Raw genomic sequence first — 22,043 nt, 5'->3', positions numbered from 1 at the left:
GCAGCCTTTCAAAAAAAAAATCAGGGAAACAAAGCCGCAAGCCTGCATCGATTTTTCGAAATTCACAGCCGTTTCCTTCCTTAAGCAAACCTCTATTACAGATGGATTGCCCTACCGTCCACTGCCAGTGCAGCTTCGCCGACGGCCTCTGACAGGCTCGGATGCGGGTGGACAGTTCCAGCCACTTCCCAAGGCGCTGCATCCAGCACCATTGCGAGCCCTGCTTCTGATATCATATCCGTTACATGCGGTCCAATCATATGCACACCGAGAATATCATCTGTGGAACGGTCGGCAATAATCTTAACAAATCCATCAGATTCACCAAATACTAATGCTTTGCCAATGGCCTTGAACGGAAATTTTCCAATTTTAATATCAAACCCTCTGTCCAAAGACTGTTCCTCTGTCAGCCCGACACTTGCCACTTCCGGATCAGAATAGACACACCTGGAAATTCTCATATAATCCAGTTTGTCAGGTTTTTCTCCGGCAATATGCTCTACAGCTGTCAATCCTTCATGGGAAGCGACATGTGCCAGCTGAAGTCCGCCGATTACATCCCCGATGGCGTATATATGAGATTCCTTTGTCTGAAAAAATTCATTCACTGATATGTAATCGTTTTCAGTCTCTATCTCTGTGTTAGACAGACCGATGTCTTCAATATTGGCTGCTCTTCCGACAGAGACAAGCATTTTTTCTGCCGCAAACTGTTCAGGGGTTCCGTTTACTTCAGCCGTAACCTGAACATCGCCTTCGGTTTTTAAGCTTTCACCGTCTACCTTAGCATTGGTCACAATCCGGATTCCCTTTTTCTTTAACAGCCGTTCCAGCTCCTTGGAAATATCCCTGTCTTCAGAAGGTATAATTCGGTCCGCATATTCAATCACAGTGACGTCCACCCCAAAATCGCTAAGCATGGAAGCCCATTCGATCCCGATAACGCCCCCGCCAATTATGAGAATCGATTGAGGAAGACTTTCCAGCTGAAGAGCTTCATCGGAAGTCATTACTTTTGTGCCGTCAATCTTTAATCCCTGAAGGGTTTTAGGCCTTGAACCGGTAGCAATAATCACATTTTTCGGAACAAGCATGACATTATCGCTGCCATCTTTCATTTCCACTGAAATCGTTCCAGGCATTGGAGAGAAAATAGACGGGCCAAGTATTCGGCCAAACCCTTCATAAACCGTAATTTTCCCTTGTTTCATTAAATGCTGGACACCCCGGTGGAGCTGCGTGACAATGTTCTCTTTCCGCTCCTGCACTCTTCTGAAATCAAGTTTGACATCTTCAGTTAACACACCGAATTCTGCGCCTTGTTTTGCCGTTCTGTAAACCTCAGCACTTCTGAGCAGGGCTTTTGAAGGGATGCACCCTTTATGAAGGCAAGTGCCCCCAAGCTTTCCCTTCTCCACTATTGCCGTTGAAAGGCCGAGCTGAGCGGCGCGTATGGCTGCCACATAGCCTCCAGTCCCTCCGCCGAGTATGACAAGATCAAATTCCTCTGCCATTCTTCCTCCTCCTTTTCATGAAAGCGATTCCTGTGCCCTTGCGAAACACAGGAGTTTTGTAAGCTGGACGATTATTTGCGTCTGTTCAGGATATGCTTTTCGTTTTGCAGAAACTGGCTTCTTGAATTTCTCATTCGTTCAATTCTTTCTTCTACCATCCTGTCTGCTGCCATATAAGTCGGAATGCCGTCTCTCTTCGCAATCTCGATTACTTTTTCGATGCTTCCGTAGACACCTTCCACTCGTTTTAATGCCCGTTCTCTATTATAACCGTACAATTCATCAGCTACATTGATAACTCCGCCGGCATTGATCACGTAATCCGGAGCATACACAATCCCCAGTTCATGTATCCGATCTCCATGGACCGTATCTTTCAGCTGGTTATTGGCAGCCCCTGCAATGACTTTTGCTTTAATGTTAGAAATCGTTTGATCGTTAATCACGGCACCAAGAGCACAAGGCGCATAAATATCACACTCAACTCCGTAAATGTCTTCCGGATCCACGGCTTTTGCCCCGAATTCCTCGACAGCCCGGCTCACCGCTTCCTTGTTAATATCAGTGACAATCAAGCTTGCGCCTTCTTCATACAAATGCCTGCATAAATGATAAGCAACATTTCCGACGCCTTGGACAGCGATGACCTTGCCTTCCAAAGAATCTGTGCCAAAGGCTTCCTTCGCAGCCGCCTTCATTCCTTTATATACGCCATAAGCCGTTACAGGAGAAGGATTTCCTGATGAGCCGAAAGCAGGGGATATCCCTGTGACATAATCCGTTTCTTCATGAATGAGATCCATGTCCGCTACTGTTGTACCGACATCCTCCGCCGTAATATAACGTCCATTCAGGCCTTGGATATACCGTCCGAAAGCACGGAACATCTCTTCATTTTTATCTTTTTTAGGATCTCCGATAATGACTGTTTTTCCTCCGCCAAGATTCAGGCCTGCGGCGGCATTCTTATAAGTCATCCCCTTCGCAAGACGAAGCGCATCCTCAATGGCTGCTTCTTCTGAGGCATACGTCCACATTCTTGTTCCTCCAAGAGCAGGCCCCAACGTTGTATCATGAATGGCAATGATGGCCTTCAGTCCTGATTGACGGTCCTGACAAAAAAGCAATTGTTCATAATCGTATTTTTCTAGGTAGTTAAAAATCTGCATTATTTCAATCCTCCTAAAGATGTGTAATTCTTTTTTCCGTCATAATGGGATGCTGGTTATATTTTATCCCGATTTCTCATACTTGTTACCAATTAAACAGTCCTTTAACTACTATGCAAAAAGCGTGCCATTCCAACTATTTTGTTAAAACCCGCTGCGGAAGCTTCTTCCCCTAAAATACTTTGCAATTTTTTGCACGCTTGCAAAATACTGCATGCAATATCTATCACAGTTTATATTTCTCCATTTTATAATACAAGCTTCTTATTGAAATTCCGAGAGATTTAGCCGTAGCGGTTTTATTATGCTGATGATTTTGCAGAGCTTCCTTCAGCAGCTGCGCTTCGTGTATTTCAAGCATTTCGGCGAGCGGTTTTCCAGACTGATAGCTGTCTTTCGTCTGTTGGCCTGTCCCGTTTTTCTCCCCCAGAACAAAAGGTTCCAAAAAGTCCGGCAAATGATGGACATCCAGCTGCGTTTCATTCAGCTTCATAAAAATAATCGCCCTGCCTAAAATATTTTCGAGCTCGCGTACGTTTCCCGGCCAATGATAGTGACAGAGCTTATCAATAGCACGGTCTGTTATTCCCTCTACATTCCGTCCATATTCCTCATTGATTTTCATAATCAGGCGGCAGGACAGTTCCTTTATGTCTTCTATCCTTTTTCTGAGCGGAGAGATAAAAATGGGCATGCGATTCAGCCTAAAATATAAATCTTCGCGAAAATCTCCATTTTTTATCGCGTTTTCCAAATTGATATTGGTGGCGGCTATGACCCGGACATTAATTCTGATTGGCTTTGTGCCTCCAACCCGAACGACTTCATTTTCCTGGAGCACCCGCAAGAGCTTTGCCTGGATTTTAGGTGTCAGCTCACCAATCTCATCAAGAAAAATGCTTCCATTGTCCGCTTCTTCAAAATAGCCGGCTTTGCCGCCTCTTTTTGCTCCTGTAAAAGCGCCATCCTCATAGCCAAAGAGCTCGCTTTCCAGAAGTGATTCTGAAATCGCTGCACAATTCACCCGGATAAACCGGTTGAATTTACGGTCACTGGCATTGTGGATGGCATGGGCAAACAATTCCTTCCCTGTTCCCGACTCGCCTCTGAGCAGCACCGTAGCCGGCGTCCTTGCGCTCAATTTAGCCTGTTCGACAGCCAGTGTCATCTCCTCTGATGTCCCGATAATATCGTCGAAAGAATATTTAGCCTGCAAGGTACGGATGATCTGGCGTGCCCTGTCCAATTCATTTGTGAGCTGCCTGATTTCCGATACATCATGAATGACACCGACACTGCCCTTAAGCTGACCGTCGACAATAACGGGCGCGACATTGACGATCACTTCTTTTCTTTTAGGGCCGACCCTCATGTTCACACCCCTGACAGGCTTTTTGGTTTTCAGCACCTTCATATGCATACTTTCTCCCTCATAAATATCAATGGTAGCCGGCTTGCCAATGACCTGTTCTTCTGTCAAACCTGTAATCCTTGTATACGCGGGATTGATCATCATTCCCCTGCCCATGTCATCCACTACTGAAATAGCCTCGTCACTGGATTGGATAATGGCATTCAGCATCATATCGATTTCTTTCAAATCGGTAATTTCTTCTGCCAGCCGAACAGCTTCTGTAATATCCTTAAAGACAGAAAAAGCCCCGATCACTTCCCCTTCTTCATCAAGTAAAGGGATTCTTGTCGTAATCAGCTTTAAATTATCCTTTAAACTGACTTGCTGGTTTGCTTCAGTCCTTCTGGTTTTGATCACGTCCAAAAGTCCGCTGCACGGAACCAAATCGGAAATATGCTTTCCGATTACTTGACTCCTGTCTGTCGCTGTCATCTTTTCCGCACTTCTGTTGAAAAGAATGACGTATCCTTCTTTATTGATGACGATCATGCCATCACTTGTCGCATTAAAGATCAGCTCGCGTTTTCGCGATTCTGCTTTCAAATTATGTATAAGCTGATTTTTCTCCTCAAAGAGACGGGCGATAATATATGCAACGCTTCCCGGTATAAGCAGGGCTTTATGGTGTTTCTGGCTGCGTATTTCTTCAAAAGCTGCACGGTCCCCTGTCGTATCAATAATGATATCTACTGTATCGGTATAAGGGTTTTTCCACGTTTCTTCCCTCGGAATCCCCATCTGTTCCGCAAGAAGCATTCCGGGCGCAGCCGGGTTAATATCGGCCAGGCAGACAATCTGGAACTCCCGGCTTTCCCGGAGGATCCGCAGGAGTGCCGTCCCGCCCTTCCCGGCACCTACAATCATCACCTTCTGCAAACTTACATCCCCCTAAAGCGGCTGCCCGCTTAAAAATCATCCTTTTTTATTGTAAGCCAATTAGGGAACTCTTGACAAATATCCATTATAGCTTATCATTTTCTATAAGAAAAATATGGAAGGAACATGCGGAATGAAGAGACTGGTTGCATTTCTGATATTGTTTATTCCCGGTGCTTTTGCCGCATACGGAATCAAATTGATGAGGGATATGGTCTTCGGAATCCTTCAGTTTCCGTTTACAGTCCTATGGGTTCAATTTCTGATCGGTCTTTTCCTCACCATCGGAGGAATCAGTTTCATTGGCGGTTTTATCCTTCACCGCGATAAAAAACGTCAAAAAGTTCAAAGCCGTTTCACCAAAAAACCAGCTAAGTAAAAGAACTGGCTGGTTTTACATAATATGATAATTTTTCCTCACGCTTACAGCTTTTTTCGGATAATCCGTTATGATGGCGCTGCATTTGATGGAAAACAGCCTTTTCATTTCAGATTCTTTATTAATAAGGTATGGCCGGACCTGTATTCCCTGTTCGATTGAAGACAGGATGATTACTTCCGGAGCAGCCAGGATATTGGGATGGATGGATTTGGCCTGAATGGCCTTTGCATAAATCCATGGCATAAACAGGCCGTCCCGGTAAAGAATCGATGTTTCAACTTCTGGGGCAAGACGGTGACAATAGACCATGCTGTAATGATTGAAAGAGGTCAAAATAACTCTTTCTTCCATGCCGTATTCCCGGATAAGGCTGATCACCTTCTCTTCGATACCAGGATACAGAAATTGTGTGTTTTTCAGTTCTATTATACAAAGAAGCTCATTCCCCGACATCCAGCAGAAGACATCCTCCAGAGAGGGAATCGTCTCTGATTTCCCGAACAGCTTTGCCGCATTCAGCTTTTTCAGCTGTGTGTACGTATAATCTTTAACATAACCGCGTCCATTCGTTGTCCTTCCAAGCTTTTCATCATGAATGACGACAGCTTCCCCATCTTTCGATAATTGAACATCCAGCTCGATTCCGTCTGCACCTGCCCTCTCTGCCTCCTGGAAAGCGAGCATGGTATTTTCAGGATAGTTTCCTGAAGCTCCCCGATGTGCAAATATTTGTGTCATTCTGGCGCAGCCCCCTTTTTGCTACATGTATATGTCTGTGAGAAGCCTATTATCATCATACCCATTACGATAAACTAAATAAAAGCACCCGTATGGATGCTAATGGCTGAAAAGAATCAATCTCCGTTTTTCATCGCTCTGCAAAATAAAAAGACCAATAAATATGTGGGGTTCATTGGTCATTTCAGAAAAGTTTATGGAGTTTGAACTCAAATTTTTATTATACCGAAACCTCTTTGTCTATCCCTTTCAGGATGCTTTATGTTCCAGGCGCAATTTATCTGCGACCATTGCAATAAATTCCGAATTGGTCGGCTTTGCCTTTGTCATGCTGACTGTATAGCCGAATAAAGAAGAAATGGATTCAATGTTCCCTCTGCTCCAAGCGACTTCAATAGCATGCCTGATTGCCCTTTCCACACGGCTCGCCGTCGTATTATATTTCTTCGCAATATCGGGATAAAGAACCTTTGTTATCGAACCAAGCAATTCAATATCGTTATAGACCATTGAAATCGCTTCCCGAAGGTACATATATCCTTTAATGTGAGCAGGTACACCGATTTCATGAATGATGCTGGTTATGCTGGCATCCAGGTTCTTCGGTTTTGATTCAGTCTGCGGCCGATAGCTGAATTGAGAAGGATTTTTAAGAACCGACTGTGATTTACCGCTGACCTGACGGATATTGCTGGCGAGGTTTTCCATATCGAAAGGCTTAAGAATGAAATAAGAAGCACCAAGTTCAACCGCTTTTTTCGTAACATCCTCCTGACCAAAGGCCGTCAGCATAATTACGTTAGGCAGCTGTTTGCGGCTTGTCTCCCGAAGTTTCTCAAGAACTCCAAGACCGTCCAAATGAGGCATAATAATATCAAGAATCATAACATCCGGTTCAAGGTTTTCAAGCATGGCCAGGCAGTCTTGGCCATTATGGGCAACACCTATGACTTCCATATCTTCCTGAGAAGACAGAAACTCTTCCAATAGACCGACCAGTTCCCTGTTATCATCCACAACACAAACTTTAATTTTTTTCACGCTTGATTTCCTCCTCAACTACAATTTTCTATTTTTTCTCATTTCTTGTAATTCTATTGTAAATGAAATTTTCGACATGGGGAACTAAAATCCTTTTATTTTTCAAAAATAAGGGAAATCCCTTATTTCTCTCGTTATATCTCTGTTTTTCGACTATTTATGATATAAATTTACTTTTATGTCTAAATTTCTCCTTTATCCTTCATAGTGTACCATAATTTCTACACGGCCCTCTGCCAGTTTCGGCAAAAAAAAGAAGATCCCTGATCAAAGGGAATCCTCTTTCAACTGGCTTTTTGTCCAGAATCTTCATATATATTAATGCCCGCTTCATCGAGCATCCATTCAATATGAACTCCATACCCGCTTGTCGGGTCATTAACAAATACATGGGTGACAGCTCCGACCAGCCTTCCATTCTGGATGATGGGACTTCCGCTCATTCCTTGGACAATGCCGCCTGTTTTCTCCAGCAATTTCCTATCGGTTACTTTGATAACCATCCCTTTAATAGCAGGAAACTTTTGCGGGATGGAACTGACGATTTCTACGTTAAACTCTTCCACCTTAGACCCTTCCACGACCGTCAATATTTTGGCCGGCCCTTCTTTGACTTGATGGGACAGGGTAATCGGCAGCGGCTTATTCAAGATTCCATTATCTGTTTTCGCATTAAGCTTTCCGAATATCCCAAAAGGACTGTTGCTTTTAATATTGCCGATAATTTCCTGGCTCGGCGAAAATCTTGCCAGTTTTTCACCGGGATCACCATTGCTTCCCTTTTCTATGGAAGTCACTGTCGAGTTAACGATTTGCCCATCCTTCACAACAATCGGTTTCTTCGTATCCATATCTGAAATGACATGGCCAAGCGCTCCGTATTTCTTAGTGCCCGGATGATAAAACGTCATGGTGCCGATCCCTTGAGCGGAATCTCTGATATAGACCCCTAACTTATAGGTCCCTTCTGATTTGTCTTTCATAGGCAGCAGCTTTCGCTCTAACGTTTGGTTATCACGGTTGATAAGGATATCAAGCGGCTTTCCTGTTTTGCCTGCCTGCTGGACAAATGGGGTTACATCCCCCATCTTCTTGATTTTCGTGCCATTAATCTCAGTGATGATATCTCCCACCTGAATATGGGCGTCTTCACCAGGGGATTTTTTTCCCTCTTCTGTTTGCACCAAATGATGCCCGACTACTAAAACTCCAAGGGTATTCAGCTTTACACCAATCGACTGTCCGCCAGGAATTACCTTAAAATCATTCAGGACGCGAACATCAACTTTTTTTACCGGCAATCCGGCAACCTCGAGCATCATTACATTGCTTCCCGGTTCATCAGCCCGGACAGTCAGCTCGCTCCCTTTCTTACTGACGGAAAGACCGGCATTTTCGTCCTGCACCCTTGCGGTGACCGGTGCAGTATTTGCTATTTGATACTGGCTGTCTTTAAATAAAACAACCTGATTGGGAATTAAGAAAAAATCACGAAATGGCTGGTATAACCCTAAAGTTAATAGCGAAATAAGGAGAATCCCACCAATGATTCTTTTGGTCCGTGCTGCTTTCAATGTTTTTCACTCTCCTCGCTATTTGCACACTTTATGGCTACATCTTTAATGTGGCCTTTGAGAGGCCTGTTTATAACAGACGAAAAAAAATAAAGCTATCCGAATTTGGATAGCTTTACAAGATAGCGCCCTTGGTTTATACAAGATGCGCCTTTTTTATTTTGTTCGCCTGCTGGATCAGTTCATTTGCATGCTGCTTCGTCAGATCGGTAATTTCGACTCCTGATATCATCCGTCCGATTTCTTTAATCTTTTCATCCTGCTGGAGCGGAGTTACCGACGTATTCGTCCTTCCTTCTCTGACATTCTTGGCAATGAACAAATGAGTGTCAGCCATCGCAGCTACCTGTGGAAGATGAGATATACAGAGAACTTGAGAACCGGCAGCAACTTTGAAAATCTTTTCAGCAATGGACTGCGCCACCCTGCCGCTTACGCCTGTATCCACTTCGTCAAAAATGATGGAAGTGATTCCCTGATGCTTAGAGAATATGCTTTTTAAAGCAAGCATGATTCGGGAAAGTTCTCCGCCGGATGCAATTTTGGAAAGCGGCTTGAGCGGCTCCCCCGGATTGGTTGAAATATAAAACTCCATAACATCCAGTCCTGTTCTGCCGATATCCCGGTCCGAAAACTCATCATAGGATTTAGCTATCTGATGAAAATGCGCCTCAAACACAGCCTTTTCCATATACAGCTCCTTCAGCTCCCGCTGAATTTTATCCGTAAGCTTGGCCGCAAAATGCTGCCGTAATTCAGAAAGCTCTCTGCCTTCGATCAGTAAGTCCGCCTTGATCGATTTCAGCTCCTTTTCAAGCTGTACAATATGCGTCTCCCTGTTTTGAAGCTTCTCGATTTCTTCCTCAATGCCGGCTGCATATTCAAGAATCTCTTCAATGGTCCGGCCGTATTTTCGTTTCAGCTGATTGATTTCATTCAGCCTGCTTTCGATAAAATCGGCACGTTCTGTATCAAAGTCAAGCGAATCAAGCTGATCACGAATGACAGTAACGGCATCTTCGAGCATAAAATAGCTGTTGGCTACGATTTCAGAACTTTTTTTAAGCTCCGGATCCAGATTTGCTGCCTCTTCCATATTGTTCATCGCAATGCTTAGCCAATCCACTGCATGCTGTTCTCCGTTCAGCGCATTATAACTGATCTGAAGCGCCTCATGGATCTTTTCAAAATTATTGATTCTACGGCGCTCTTCAAGCAATTCATCGTCTTCATTCAGCTTTAAATCGGCATTCGTAATTTCCTCATACTGAAACTGTATGAGGTCCAGGCGATGCACCATCTGCTGTTCATTCTGGCTTAAGCCTTTCAGCTGTTTCGCTGCTTCTTCATATCTTTTATAAAGCTTTTCATATTCTGAAAGCGCAGCGGCAATTTTCGCGCCGCCAAATTGGTCCAGAAGAGGAAGATGCAAACGCTCTTCCATCAGCTCCTGATGTTCATGCTGACCATGAATATCAATTAAGGTCCTGCCGACTTCTCTTAAAATGGCGATGGTCACAAGCTTGCCGTTAACCCGGCAGACACTTTTTCCTGTGCTTGAAATATCTCTGCGCAGGACCGCCATCCCATCCCCTATTTCAATTCCGAATTCCGCCGCCTTGGCAATGACAGGATGCTTAGGATCATCAATTTGGAACAGACCCTCGATTTCAGCCTTCGACTCCCCATGCCGAATGAATTCCGCTGATCCTCTGCCCCCGACGAGCAAGTTGATTGCATCAATGATGATTGATTTCCCCGCTCCTGTTTCACCAGTCAGCACCGTCAGCCCTTTATCAAATGATACGGAAAGGGATTCAATAATAGCAAAATTCCTTATTGAAAGTTCACTTAACAAACTCCTCACCCCACCTTGTTATTAAAGCATGTCCAAAAATCGTTGGGAAATGATTTCCGCTTCTTCATTTGACCGGCAAATGATTAAGCATGTATCATCTCCGCCAATGGTTCCCAATATTTCATCCCAGTTCAGATTATCAATCAGCGCGCAAATCGCCTGGGCATTGCCGGGAAGCATTTTAATGACCAATAAATTATTGGCTGCATCAATTCGCACAAAGGCATCAATCAGCATTCTTTTCAGCTTCTGAAGCGGATTAAAACGCTGATCGGCAGGCAGACTGTATTTATACCTTCCGTCAAGCAGCGGCACTTTAACAAGGTGAAGCTCCTTAATATCCCTTGATACTGTCGCCTGGGTCACATTGTAGCCCAAGGCTTTCAGTTCATCTACAAGGTCGTCCTGAGTTTCTATATCATTATTGGCTATAATTTCTCTGATTTTGATATGCCTTTGACCTTTATTCAAAGAAAGCACCTCTCTATTCTCCTTCTTGGCAGGTATGTAATCCTTATTCTCACCAGTTTTCAAGAAAAATCTCTTCTATTCATGTTAGTCTATTTTTATGCAAATGTACATTTTTTTCACGCTTCAAAAAAAAGCTCCTTCAGCCCGCAGCCGGAAGGAGCAAATCAATTATTCTCTTTCAAACTGGCTGTGTGCTTCCTTTACGACATCATCAGCCGTATAGGCGAAACGCACCGTCCCTTCTTTATCCTTGTCACCGGTCCATTTCAGATGAAGCAGAAATTCAATATTTCCGTCCCCGCCCGTAATTGGAGAAAAGGAAAGGTCATGGACATCATAGCCTTCCCGGATGGCAAGGTTTATAATTTTTTCGATTACCTGCTTATGAACTTTCGCATCCCTTACGATTCCTTTTTTCCCGACTTGCTCCCTGCCGGCTTCGAATTGCGGTTTGACAAGGGTCACTACATCGCTCCCAGGTACCAGAAGCGTCTTCAGCACCGGGAGGATCAAGGATAAGGAAATGAAGGACACATCAATACAGGAAAAATTCGGCATCTCTCCATCTAGGTCAGCAGGCGTGACATACCGGAAGTTGGTCCGCTCCATCACTTTAACACGCTCGTCCTGACGAAGCTTCCAGGCAAGCTGATTATACCCAACATCGAGCGCATAGCTTTTGACTGCTCCATTTTGAAGGGCACAATCTGTGAAGCCTCCTGTTGACGCTCCAATATCAATGATCGTTTTCCCTTCAACAGACAAATCGAACACCTTAAGCGCTTTTTCTAACTTCAGGCCGCCGCGTGATACATAAGGCATTACTTTGCCTTTTATATTCAGTTCAAGGTCGACCGGAACTTTTTCTCCCGGCTTTTCATATCTTTCTTCATTCGCATATACCAGACCGGCCATAACCATCCGTTTCGCCTTTTCCCGTGTTTCGGCAAGGCCTTGGTTTACGAGCAATACATCGAGTCTTTCCTTTTGCACTTTCATCTTCAGGCCCTTTTTTCTTTCTTAGGTGTCAGCAATTTAATTTTATCAATGGCTGTCTCTGCAGTAAAACCAATTTCATCCAGAAGTTCATTGACGCTGCCATGCTCGATGAAATGGTCAGGAATTCCCATTCTGTCAATCACAGCATCATAAAATCCCTGAGCAGAAGCATATTCCATAACATGGCTGCCGAAACCGCCTTGCAGGACTGCTTCCTCAATGGTCAGAATCGGCATTTTCTCGCCAAGAATTCCGCTCAGCATCTTTTCGTCAAGCGGTTTAATAAATCTGGCGTTGACGACCTTCACAGAGTAATCTTCTTTTTCAAGCCGGGCTGCTGCTTCCAGTGCCATCGGGATAGAGGTTCCGAAAGTAAGAATCGCGGCATCCGTTCCCTCTTTCAGCACTTCCCAGGTTCCAATTGGGATTTGCTTAAGCTCTTCATCCATCGGCACACCGTAGCCATTTCCGCGCGGGAACCGCATCGCAATCGGGCCATCATCATATTTCATAGCTGTAAAGACCATATGCTGACCCTCGTTTTCATCCTTCGGCATCATCAGCACCATATTCGGCACATGTCTCATAAAAGCGATATCGAATACTCCCTGATGCGTCTCTCCGTCAGAGCCGACAAGTCCAGCCCGATCGATGCCGATAAAAACATTCAGATTCTGGCGGCAGATATCATGGACGACCTGATCATAGGCACGCTGCAAGAAAGTGGAATAGATTGCAAGAAACGGCTTCATTTTTTGTGTGGCCAGACCGGCTGCAAAAGTGGCAGCATGCTGTTCCGCAATACCGACATCATAAAACCTGTCTGGGAATTCACTTGCAAAACCTTCGAGTTTGCTTCCGACAGGCATGGCAGGCGTGATGGCAACAATCCTTTCATCCTTTCGGGCAAGCTTCCTCACCGTCTCGCTGACAAGAGAGCTCCACGCAGGACCTTTTACAGGGGATTTCACGAAATCTCCTGTTTCAATTTTATATGGGCCTGTACCATGCCAGTTTCCGATTGTATCGTTTTCAGCCGGAAGATAGCCCTTCCCTTTCTTGGTGATCACATGAAGAAGGACTGGTCCTTTTGTCTTCTTAGCATACCTTAAGTTCTCAAAGAGCTCTTCATAATTATGACCGTCCACAGGTCCGAGGTAGGTAAAGCCTAATTCCTCAAAAAACATGCCATTGACCACTAGATATTTAAAGCTGTCCTTCAGACGCTCCGCTGTTGCTGCAAGCCGGCCGCCGACAGCAGGGATTTTCTTAATAAGGGACTCAGCCTCGTCCTTCGCCCAGTTATACTTGCCGGCAGTGCGCAGCCGGCCGAGTATCGAATGCATGGCACCGACATTCGGAGCAATCGACATTTCATTATCATTGAGGACAACGATCATGTCTGTTTTGGCATGGCCAATATGATTAAGCGCTTCAAGCGCCATTCCGCCTGTCAACGCTCCATCCCCTATAATAGGAAGAACAAAGTTTTTCTCTTTTTTGATATCGCGTGCGGCTGCCATTCCCATCGCTGCCGAAAGGGAAGTAGAACTATGGCCTGTTTCCCAGACATCGTGCTCGCTTTCAACCATTTTTGGAAAGCCGCAAAGCCCTTTATGCTTTTTTAGCGTGTCAAATTCTCCTGCCCGTCCTGTCAGGATTTTGTGCACATACGATTGGTGCCCAACATCCCATAACAGTTTATCTTTCGGACTGTTGAATTCTTTGTGCAAGGCGACAGTAAGTTCAACCACTCCCAAGTTGGGGCCGATATGTCCCCCTGTCACCGAGGTTTTCTCCACGAGGAATTTTCGGATATCCGAACTCAATTCAACTAATTCTTCATTATTCATTTTCTTTAAAAATGAAGGGTCTTTTATAGATAGAAGATCCAAACAGGACCACTCACTTTCTGTTATTTCCAAAACGATAAGTCAAGCCGCTTTCAGGAAATCTTTTTATGTTCATTTTATTTTTAGACTTAGTATGACTGTTTTTTATCAATCGCTTTCGTGTAATCGCTGTAAGTTCCTTCATAGGAAAGCAGCCGCCGTTCCTTATGAATACGGCGGCCGCATAAAATGAATGAATAGGAATACAGAACAAGTTCTGCAAATGCAGACAAGTCTGCTGACACGTACTCGGATGTGTCTCCAGACTGCTTGAAAACGATCTGCCCAAGGTACGTCCCCTGTAAGAAGGGCTGCCATTTCAGGTAAAACACATTCAGGCCGGGGTAAGCAGACAATCGCTTATCACAGCAAGACTGCAGGTCACTTATTATTGACATAATTTTGCACCATGAGTATATCACAAACAGGGTCTAATCACAAATAGCCAGATGTCAATACTCCCGGTCTGCAATCAAGTTTGTAAGCGCGGTTAACAATTCTGTCTCCAAACCGGTTCTGCTCAATGACTCATGAGCTTTTGTCACATGATGATGCAAAGCTTCCTTAGCCCCTTCAAGCGTCAGCAAGGCGGGGTACGTGCTTTTATGATTTGTTTCATCGCTGCCAACAGGTTTACCGATCAATTCTTGGTTTCCTTCAATATCCAGGATGTCATCCCTGATTTGGAAAGCAAGTCCGATATGATAAGCGAATGTCTTTAAAGCCTTCAGCTGTTCTTCGTTTGCACCGGCCAAGATGGCTCCAGAAAGGACACTGGCCTGCAGAAGCTTACCCGTTTTATGTTCATGGATATACTGAAGCTCCTCCAATGAAAGCTGTTTGTTCTCCCCTTCCATATCGGCAATCTGTCCGCCGACCATTCCGCTTGCTCCTGCAGATGCTGCAATCTCCTTAATCAGCTGCAACTTTTGCGAAGCAGTCACTTCAGGATGATCCATTGCAGCAATCACTTCAAAACTGAAAGTCAAAAGCGCATCTCCCGCAAGGACAGCAACAGCTTCTCCGAATACTTTATGATTCGTTGGCTTGCCCCTGCGCAGGTCATCATCATCCATGCTTGGCAAATCATCATGGATAAGGGAATACGTATGAATCATTTCAATCGCGCTGGCTGCCGGAATTCCTCTGTTCAAATCCTTACCGAATGCAGCCAAGGTTGCAAATACAAGCAAAGGGCGGATTCGTTTGCCGCCGGCCTGTAAAGAATAAATCATGGACTCCTTCACGATTTCCGGGGCATTCAGTCCCCGTACATATTCCGCTGCCGCTTTTTCAATGATGCTTTTATACTCTTTGGAAAAGGCTGAAAAAGACATTTGATCCATCATGCTTCCTCCTCCGGAATAGAAAAGTTCTCCAGTTCTCCGTCCTCGCGAAGGATCTGTGTCAATTGGTCTTCCACGGATTTTAATTTCACATGACAAAGCCTGGATAGATCCATTCCTTCTTTATAAATCGAAATGGCTTCCTCTAAAGGCACATCTCCTTCTTCCAGCTGCTCCACGATTTTTTCCAGGTTTTCCATTGCCTCTTCAAATGTTAATTCTTGTTTATCAGCCATTAGTATTTGCGCTCCTTAATTGTTTGAATTTCACACTCAAGATTGCCGTCCTTGATGGAGACGGATATTCTGTCACCCGGCTTCACCTGACTCGCGCTCTTAATCAAGCTGTCATCTTGTGTGAACACAAGGCCGTATCCCCGCTCCATGATGTTCAGCGGACTCAGCGCTGACAAAGTAGCCGTCATCGAAGCAAACTTCTGTGATTTAGATGTATAAATGGTATTCATGTTTCTCGTCAGCATTCGCTTATACTGCTCGAGTTTCTCTCTGGACTCCTTGATTCCTTCTGCCGGATGCTGTTTTTTCAATAATCCCAGCATATGTTCAAGTCTCTCTTTTTTCGCCTGAAAATAACGGCCGCTGCTTTTTGCGAGTCTTTCATCTGCCCGGTCAAGCTGTTCAAGCTTCTCCATATACATCTTCTGAGGATAGCGAAAGGCATAGGATTTCTCAAGTCTCGCAATTCTCGTCCGCTGCAGATTCATCAATTCCTGGAACGATCTCGTAAGCCGGTTCTTCCGGTTCATCAGCCGCTCCAGCAATTCATTCAAATGCGGAACAGATAATTCAGCTGCAGCAGTAGGAGTCGGCGCTCTAAGATCTGCTACAAAATCGGCTATCGTGAAATCCGTCTCATGTCCCACCGCTGAAATGACAGGGATATCTGAATCATAGATGGATTCGGCTACAACTTCTTCATTGAAGGCCCACAGCTCTTCAATGGAACCCCCTCCTCTTCCGACAATCAGCACATCTGTCTCAGCCCGTTCATTGGCCTTTGAAATCGCACCAGCAATCGATCTAGCTGCATTTTCACCTTGAACAAGGGCGGGATAAAGAATAATATTCGCTATCGGGTAGCGCCGTTTGATTGTAGTGAGGATATCCCGTAAAGCGGCCCCTGTCGGAGAGGTGACAACTCCCACCGATTTCGGGTAAGCCGGAATGGTCTTTTTATGTTGATCCGCAAACAGTCCCGCTTCCTCCAGCTTTTTTTTGAGCTGCTCATAAGCGAGGTACAGATCGCCGATTCCATCCGGCGCCATACTCTTCACATAGAGCTGGTATTGGCCGGATGCTTCATAAACACTGATATCTCCCTTCAGGAGCACTTTCATGCCGTTTTCAGGTTTAAACTTCATCCCTTTATTCTGGGCTGCAAACATGACAGCCAGCAGGCGTGATCTGCCATCCTTCAAGGTGAAATACATATGTCCGCTCGTATGCTGCTTGAAATTGGACAGTTCTCCTCTTATGTATACATTTTGCAAATGAGGATCTGCATCAAACTTTCGTTTAATATATTTTGTCAATGCCGATACACTCAGATATTGTTGTTCAGTCATAACCTTCTCCTTTGTGAGGCCTGGCATTATTTCTGCATTAAAATGCCAAGGCGGCCGCAGAGTATACTTCCTTCATCTAAAACCATTTATAAGGAAAGTACACATGCTTCCCAATAAAAAAAGCGGTCTCCTGTTATTATAAAACAAGGTGGCCGCTTCTTCGAATATTTTAATGACTTTTTAAGCTTTTAGCTGCAATTCCTTACTTTTCCGGGCAGCCTTTACGGTATTCTGCAAGAGCATCGTAATGGTCATCGGACCGACTCCCTTTGGTACCGGAGTGATATAAGAAGCTTTCTGGCTGACTTCTTCAAAAGCCACATCCCCGCAGAGACGGCCATCCTCATCCCGGTTCATTCCCACATCAATAACGACGGCGCCGTCTTTCACATGATCGCTGGTGATTGTGTTTCTTTTACCAACTGCAGCTACAATGACATCCGCCTGTTTTGTATGGTAAATTAAATCATTTGTTTTGGAATGACAATAGGTGACAGTGGCGTTCGCATTCAAGAAGAGCTGCCCAGCCGGTTTACCGACGATATTACTGCGGCCGACAATCACAACGTGCCGTCCCTCAAGTTCATATCCAATATGTTCCAACATAACCATCACTCCATACGGGGTGCAAGGGAGAAAAGCATCCTGGCCTGTCATCATGCGGCCGATATTAATGGGATGGAAACCATCAACATCTTTTTCAGGAGAAATTGCTTCGATGATTTTCTTTTCGTTGATGTGACCTGGAAGAGGCAGCTGGACCAAAATGCCATGAATGCTGTCATCGAGGTTTAAATCCTGAATATCTTTCATTAACTCTTCTTCAGTCAATTCAGCAGACCGTTTAATCAAGATCGAATGCATGCCCAGTTCCTCACATGCCTTCTGCTTGTTTCTTACATAAGTCTGGGAAGCCTGATTATCGCCAACCAGGATTACGGCAAGTCCGGGAACAATCCCGTTTTCCCTTAATTCCTGTACATCGGACTTCAGTCCTTCCCTTACCTTTTCTGCGATTTCTTTACCATTGATAATTTGAGCTGTCATTTCGCCTATTCCTCCTGCCTGTTAATCTATGAAGAAAGTGCGTAAGAGACAGTAGGCGAGTGAAGTCAAGTTATTCCGCCGGATTGTTCTTCAGCTTTGATAAAACCGCATTGACAAAGCGGCTTGACTGATCATCACCGAATCTCTTCGCAATTTCAATCGCTTCATCCATGGCTACACCGACAGGAACATCATTACTGAAACGCATTTCAAATGCTGCGATTCTCAGCAGATTCCTATCAATATTGGCCAGTCTTTCCAATTTCCAGTTTTCAAGGTTTCCTGTTATTAATTGATCAATCTCAGTACGCTTATTCGCGATTCCCGTTACAAGTTTTTCAAAATACGCATCGGTCTCGGCACCGTCTAATACGCTTTCCATTGCTTCATTGATTTCTGTATCCGCAATATCCATTTGATATAAAGCTTGCAGGGCTTTCTCACGGGCTGTTCTTCTTTTCATATTCTTACTCCTTTATTCATCTCTATTATATATCAAAAACCATATAAAAACGAACATTAAATAACAAGAATTAAAAAATATTAAGTTTTAGCATTCTTGATGTTCATTTTCCGTCCATACCGTCTTCATCCGCTTCCTGTAACGGTATTTTCTTTTCATCCTATACACTCTACCAGAAATCAGGATTGAATAAAAGTGAAATATCAGACCAGCTTTATATATTCCTTCATCTTTTACATGTTTTTGCTGATTCATACCATTCCATCTCTCCGCATAAGAGACACAATGCTTCAAAAACATTCTGTGCTGTTATGTAAAATTGAAAAACCCGGCTTTCGCCGGGTTCCTCGATTTTTTTCTATTGCTGAATCATACCTCTGATCCAAAGTCCGGTTCCTGTTTCGCCATTTCGAATTGAATGCCTACTACATGGATATTGACTTCATTCACTTCAAGTGCCGTCATGTTCATCAGTGCTTCCCGAATATTATCCTGCACTTCTTGTGCAACCTTCGGTATGGAAACTCCAAATTTAACAACACAATATAAATCTACTTGGATTGAATCTCCGGAAAGGTCGACTTTCACGCCTTTTCCGTGATTTTTCTTTCCTAGCCTTTCCACAACTCCGGCAGCAAAGTTACCGCGCATATGGGCAATTCCATCCACTTCGGATGCCGCAATGCCGGCAATTACTTCAATAACTTCCGGAGCAATTTCCACCTTGCCCAATCCGTTGCTGTGTCCACCCATTTCCAATAAAGTGTTCTCTACTTCACTCATTCAAAACACCTCCAGTCCTCTTTATACATTATGAGTTCATTACATCATAAATATCAAGGAATTTGGTATTAAATTCCCCTGAAACGAATTGATCATGCTGAAGAAGCTTCAAATGGAACGGAATCGTTGTGTGAACTCCTTCAATCACAAATTCGCCCAAGGCCCGTTTCATTTTCTCAATGGCTTCATTACGGGTCGGAGCATGAACGATCAGTTTAGCGACCATCGAATCGTAATACGGCGGAATCATATAGCCTGGATAGGCTGCTGAATCAACACGCACTCCATATCCGCCCGGAGGCAGGTACATTTTAATTCTTCCTGCTGACGGCATGAAATTCTTTTCCGGATTTTCAGCATTGATCCTGCATTCAATCGCCCAGCCGCTGAAAGTTACATTCTCTTGAGTAAGAGAAAGTTTTTCTCCCGAAGCGACTCGGATCTGCTCCTTAATCAAGTCGACACCTGTCACCATTTCAGTAACAGGATGTTCTACCTGAATTCGCGTATTCATTTCCATGAAATAGAACTTTCTGTTTCTGTAATCATAGATGAATTCAACAGTCCCTGCACCTGAATAGTCAACAGCCAAAGCAGCCTTTACAGCCGCCTCTCCCATTTCAGCGCGTATCTCTCCGTCTAATGCAGGTGAAGGAGTTTCCTCAACAAGCTTTTGAAGACGGCGCTGGATCGAACAGTCGCGTTCGCCAAGATGAATGGCATTCCCATGATTATCAGCCATTACTTGGATTTCCACATGACGGAAATCTTCAATATATTTTTCAATATAAACACCAGGATTGCCGAAAGCCGTAGCAGCTTCCTGCTGGGTAATGTTAATTCCACTCACGAGTTCTTCTTCATTTCTCGCTACACGGATTCCTTTTCCGCCGCCGCCTGCTGTCGCTTTGATAATAACGGGGTATTCCATTTTATTTGCAAGCTGGATCGCTTCTTCCGCATCTTTAATAATTCCCTGTGAACCGGGAACGATCGGAACATTTGCTTCCCTCATCGTTTCTCTGGCAACATCCTTCGTTCCCATCTTATTAATGGCCTCTGGACTTGGTCCGATGAAGGTAATATTTACTTCCCTGCAAAGCTCTGCAAAATCTGCATTCTCGGCAAGAAAACCATAGCCCGGATGAATAGCATCCGCCCCTGTTTTCTTAGCTGCGCTTAAAATATTTGTCTTGTTCAAATAACTGTCCTTAGACAGTTTTGGGCCGATACAGATCGCCTCATCAGCAATTTGAACATGAAGTGCTTCTCTGTCTGCTTCCGAATAAACGGCTACTGTTTCGATTCCTAATTCCCTGCAGGCCCGGATAATCCGAACTGCAATTTCCCCGCGGTTTGCGATCAATACCTTTTTAATCATTTAAAACAGCTCCTCATTCCGGCTTCACTTTAAATAAAGGTTGTCCATACTCTACGAGCTGGCCGTCTTTTACAAGCACTTCCACGATTTCACCATTTACTTCTGCTTCGATTTCGTTAAATAGCTTCATTGCTTCTACGATACATACGATGGAATCAGCGGATACCTTGTCTCCAACCTTCACATAGGCTGAAGCCTCCGGTGATGATGACTCATAAAATGTTCCGACCATTGGTGAATTGATTGTATGTAAGTTATCGGCTTGCTTTTCCGTTTCCGCTGCAGGAGCTTCAGCAGGCTTTGCTGCCGGTGCAGGAGCTGCACTTACGGCTGCTGGCGCTGCAATCATTTCTGCTGGCTGTGGAGCAGCAGTGTATTGCACGACATTTGCCTCTGCTTTTTTCATTGTAATTTTTGAACCATCCTGTTCAAAAACGAACTCGGTGATATTGGACTGATCGATCAATTTAATAATTTCCCGGATTTCTTGTACTTTCATTTCGGCACCCCTTGTCTCAATTTAATTAGGATCTGTAATTTTGCCTGACTTGAAGAGTTGTATGTAAATCCAAGCCGCTAGATAGTATGAGCAAGACAGACGGATTATTTGCATCTGATCACGGCCATGAACATAGACATGAGCAGATATTCTGTCCACTGCTTCTTGCCAATCTGGGCAACTGACTTTTTCTGTACATATCAAAAAAATTAGCACCAGATACTATTATCATACGATATTATCTACTAGAATTTCAATAAGAGGTGTCTGGAAATCTCACTCATCCCTGCTCAAGCTTGAAATAAAAGGGCTTTCTCCCCCCGCAGCCAAGCCAGCCCTTGAACATTTCAAGCGTCCAAACCAGCCAAAAAAACTATTCGGAACATAAAAAAAGGCCTCGGTCAAAACGAGGCATTGTGCGTTATTTCTCCGGCTGGAAATCAATGGACACATTCTGGCTGCTTCCGATTTCCTTTTGAACAAGACGGATAATGTTGTTCGCTTCTGTCGGTGAATGTTTATCAGCTTTTACTGATACTTTTATATCATTTCCTTCTACCCGAACCAAGGCTGCATCGTAATCCATTGAAACGATCAGGTTCTCAATAATGTTTTCCTGTACCTTTGTCTCGCTCATTTTCTCGATGGTTTCATAAGCTTCGTTTCTCTCCTCTTCGGTAAGAGCTGTATCGCCCATTTTCGCAGTGAGTTCTTCGCTCAATTTAGCCCGTTCATCTTCTATCTGCATCCTCAGTGCATCAAAATCATCGTCGCCGGACGCAATCGTGACAGAGGATTCCTCTTTTTCATTTTTAGCTGACTCCTCTTTTTTCGTATCGGCTTTCTCTTCCTTCTTTTCCTGTCCAGCTTCTTCCTGCCCATTTGTCATGATATTCTGATTACCGCCGTCAGGAGATGTTAAATAATATACCGAAAGAACTACAACCAGGCTCAGCATCGTCAACAGCCAAACAGTTTGTTTTTTTAAAAGCATTTTGTTCATTCCCC

At 44.3% G+C, this 22,043-nt stretch carries 21 protein-coding genes; 1 reads left to right on the top strand and 20 read right to left on the bottom strand.

Features of this window, described 5'->3' with window-relative positions; all coding sequences use genetic code 11:
* Positions 1 to 95: 95 nt before the first annotated feature.
* The 3 genes from lpdA to BQ4305_RS09060 form a co-directional block, all read right to left on the bottom strand.
* The gene (gene lpdA / locus BQ4305_RS09070) at positions 96 to 1,517 is read right to left on the bottom strand and encodes a dihydrolipoyl dehydrogenase (RefSeq protein ID WP_110927496.1); all 1,422 of its coding nucleotides are present in this window, start codon (positions 1,515 to 1,517) and stop codon (positions 96 to 98) included.
* 71 nt (positions 1,518 to 1,588) lie between these two features.
* Positions 1,589 to 2,686, bottom strand: a complete 1,098-nt coding sequence (gene bcd / locus BQ4305_RS09065; RefSeq protein ID WP_110927495.1) for a branched-chain amino acid dehydrogenase — start codon at positions 2,684 to 2,686, stop codon at positions 1,589 to 1,591.
* A gap of 226 nt (positions 2,687 to 2,912) precedes the next feature.
* The gene (locus tag BQ4305_RS09060; RefSeq protein ID WP_110927494.1) at positions 2,913 to 4,976 is read right to left on the bottom strand and encodes a sigma 54-interacting transcriptional regulator; all 2,064 of its coding nucleotides are present in this window, start codon (positions 4,974 to 4,976) and stop codon (positions 2,913 to 2,915) included.
* Between the two features lie 133 nt (positions 4,977 to 5,109).
* On the opposite strand from BQ4305_RS09060, the gene BQ4305_RS09055 reads away from it, so the two are divergent.
* Positions 5,110 to 5,355: a DUF2627 domain-containing protein gene (locus BQ4305_RS09055; RefSeq protein WP_110927493.1), complete on the top strand. Its 246-nt coding sequence runs from the start codon at positions 5,110 to 5,112 to the stop codon at positions 5,353 to 5,355.
* A gap of 15 nt (positions 5,356 to 5,370) precedes the next feature.
* Here the strand turns inward: BQ4305_RS09055 and BQ4305_RS09050 are convergent, their stop codons facing one another.
* The 17 genes from BQ4305_RS09050 to BQ4305_RS08975 all read right to left on the bottom strand — a co-directional run bounded on the left by BQ4305_RS09050 (position 5,371) and on the right by BQ4305_RS08975 (position 22,029).
* Complete coding sequence (locus tag BQ4305_RS09050; protein ID WP_110927492.1) at positions 5,371 to 6,096, bottom strand: glycerophosphodiester phosphodiesterase; 726 nt, start codon at positions 6,094 to 6,096, stop codon at positions 5,371 to 5,373.
* Between the two features lie 249 nt (positions 6,097 to 6,345).
* Complete coding sequence (gene spo0A / locus BQ4305_RS09045; RefSeq protein WP_110927491.1) at positions 6,346 to 7,137, bottom strand: sporulation transcription factor Spo0A; 792 nt, start codon at positions 7,135 to 7,137, stop codon at positions 6,346 to 6,348.
* A 284-nt stretch (positions 7,138 to 7,421) separates the two neighbouring features.
* Complete coding sequence (gene spoIVB, locus BQ4305_RS09040; RefSeq protein ID WP_110927490.1) at positions 7,422 to 8,711, bottom strand: SpoIVB peptidase; 1,290 nt, start codon at positions 8,709 to 8,711, stop codon at positions 7,422 to 7,424.
* Positions 8,712 to 8,847: 136 nt separating this feature from the next.
* Positions 8,848 to 10,569 carry a DNA repair protein RecN gene (recN, locus tag BQ4305_RS09035; RefSeq protein WP_110927489.1) on the bottom strand — a complete coding sequence of 574 codons (1,722 nt, stop codon included), beginning with the start codon at positions 10,567 to 10,569 and terminating at the stop codon, positions 8,848 to 8,850.
* Between the two features lie 21 nt (positions 10,570 to 10,590).
* Positions 10,591 to 11,040 carry a transcriptional regulator AhrC/ArgR gene (ahrC, locus tag BQ4305_RS09030; protein ID WP_110927999.1) on the bottom strand — a complete coding sequence of 150 codons (450 nt, stop codon included), beginning with the start codon at positions 11,038 to 11,040 and terminating at the stop codon, positions 10,591 to 10,593.
* A 168-nt stretch (positions 11,041 to 11,208) separates the two neighbouring features.
* A complete protein-coding gene (locus tag BQ4305_RS09025; RefSeq protein WP_110927488.1) occupies positions 11,209 to 12,039 on the bottom strand; it encodes a TlyA family RNA methyltransferase in 831 nt (276 codons plus the stop codon).
* A gap of 2 nt (positions 12,040 to 12,041) precedes the next feature.
* Entirely contained in the window at positions 12,042 to 13,934 is a 1,893-nt protein-coding gene (gene dxs, locus BQ4305_RS09020) for a 1-deoxy-D-xylulose-5-phosphate synthase (protein ID WP_110927487.1), read from the bottom strand.
* An 86-nt stretch (positions 13,935 to 14,020) separates the two neighbouring features.
* Positions 14,021 to 14,329: a hypothetical protein gene (locus tag BQ4305_RS21410; protein ID WP_199880634.1), complete on the bottom strand. Its 309-nt coding sequence runs from the start codon at positions 14,327 to 14,329 to the stop codon at positions 14,021 to 14,023.
* Positions 14,330 to 14,383: 54 nt separating this feature from the next.
* Positions 14,384 to 15,277: a polyprenyl synthetase family protein gene (locus BQ4305_RS09015; protein ID WP_110927486.1), complete on the bottom strand. Its 894-nt coding sequence runs from the start codon at positions 15,275 to 15,277 to the stop codon at positions 14,384 to 14,386.
* Positions 15,277 to 15,513, bottom strand: a complete 237-nt coding sequence (locus BQ4305_RS09010) for an exodeoxyribonuclease VII small subunit (protein WP_110927485.1) — start codon at positions 15,511 to 15,513, stop codon at positions 15,277 to 15,279. Before BQ4305_RS09010 ends, BQ4305_RS09015 begins: the two co-directional genes overlap by 1 nt.
* Complete coding sequence (xseA, locus tag BQ4305_RS09005) at positions 15,513 to 16,862, bottom strand: exodeoxyribonuclease VII large subunit (protein ID WP_110927484.1); 1,350 nt, start codon at positions 16,860 to 16,862, stop codon at positions 15,513 to 15,515. Before xseA ends, BQ4305_RS09010 begins: the two co-directional genes overlap by 1 nt.
* A gap of 180 nt (positions 16,863 to 17,042) precedes the next feature.
* Complete coding sequence (gene folD, locus BQ4305_RS09000; protein WP_110927483.1) at positions 17,043 to 17,909, bottom strand: bifunctional methylenetetrahydrofolate dehydrogenase/methenyltetrahydrofolate cyclohydrolase FolD; 867 nt, start codon at positions 17,907 to 17,909, stop codon at positions 17,043 to 17,045.
* 70 nt (positions 17,910 to 17,979) lie between these two features.
* Entirely contained in the window at positions 17,980 to 18,372 is a 393-nt protein-coding gene (nusB, locus tag BQ4305_RS08995; RefSeq protein ID WP_110927482.1) for a transcription antitermination factor NusB, read from the bottom strand.
* Between the two features lie 369 nt (positions 18,373 to 18,741).
* A complete protein-coding gene (locus BQ4305_RS08990; RefSeq protein WP_110927481.1) occupies positions 18,742 to 19,155 on the bottom strand; it encodes an Asp23/Gls24 family envelope stress response protein in 414 nt (137 codons plus the stop codon).
* Positions 19,156 to 19,183: 28 nt separating this feature from the next.
* Positions 19,184 to 20,536 (bottom strand): acetyl-CoA carboxylase biotin carboxylase subunit, encoded by a 1,353-nt coding sequence (gene accC, locus BQ4305_RS08985; protein WP_110927480.1) that lies wholly within the window; start codon positions 20,534 to 20,536, stop codon positions 19,184 to 19,186.
* 13 nt (positions 20,537 to 20,549) lie between these two features.
* Positions 20,550 to 21,035 carry an acetyl-CoA carboxylase biotin carboxyl carrier protein gene (gene accB, locus BQ4305_RS08980; RefSeq protein ID WP_110927479.1) on the bottom strand — a complete coding sequence of 162 codons (486 nt, stop codon included), beginning with the start codon at positions 21,033 to 21,035 and terminating at the stop codon, positions 20,550 to 20,552.
* Between the two features lie 421 nt (positions 21,036 to 21,456).
* Positions 21,457 to 22,029, bottom strand: coding sequence for a SpoIIIAH-like family protein (locus BQ4305_RS08975; RefSeq protein ID WP_110927478.1), 573 nt, complete (start codon positions 22,027 to 22,029; stop codon positions 21,457 to 21,459).
* Between the last annotated feature and the right edge of the window lie 14 nt (positions 22,030 to 22,043).

Source organism: Bacillus massiliglaciei (genome assembly GCF_900098925.1).
Classification (GTDB): domain Bacteria; phylum Bacillota; class Bacilli; order Bacillales; family DSM-1321; genus Peribacillus; species Peribacillus massiliglaciei.
This window is presented reverse-complemented; position numbering and strand designations above follow the sequence as displayed.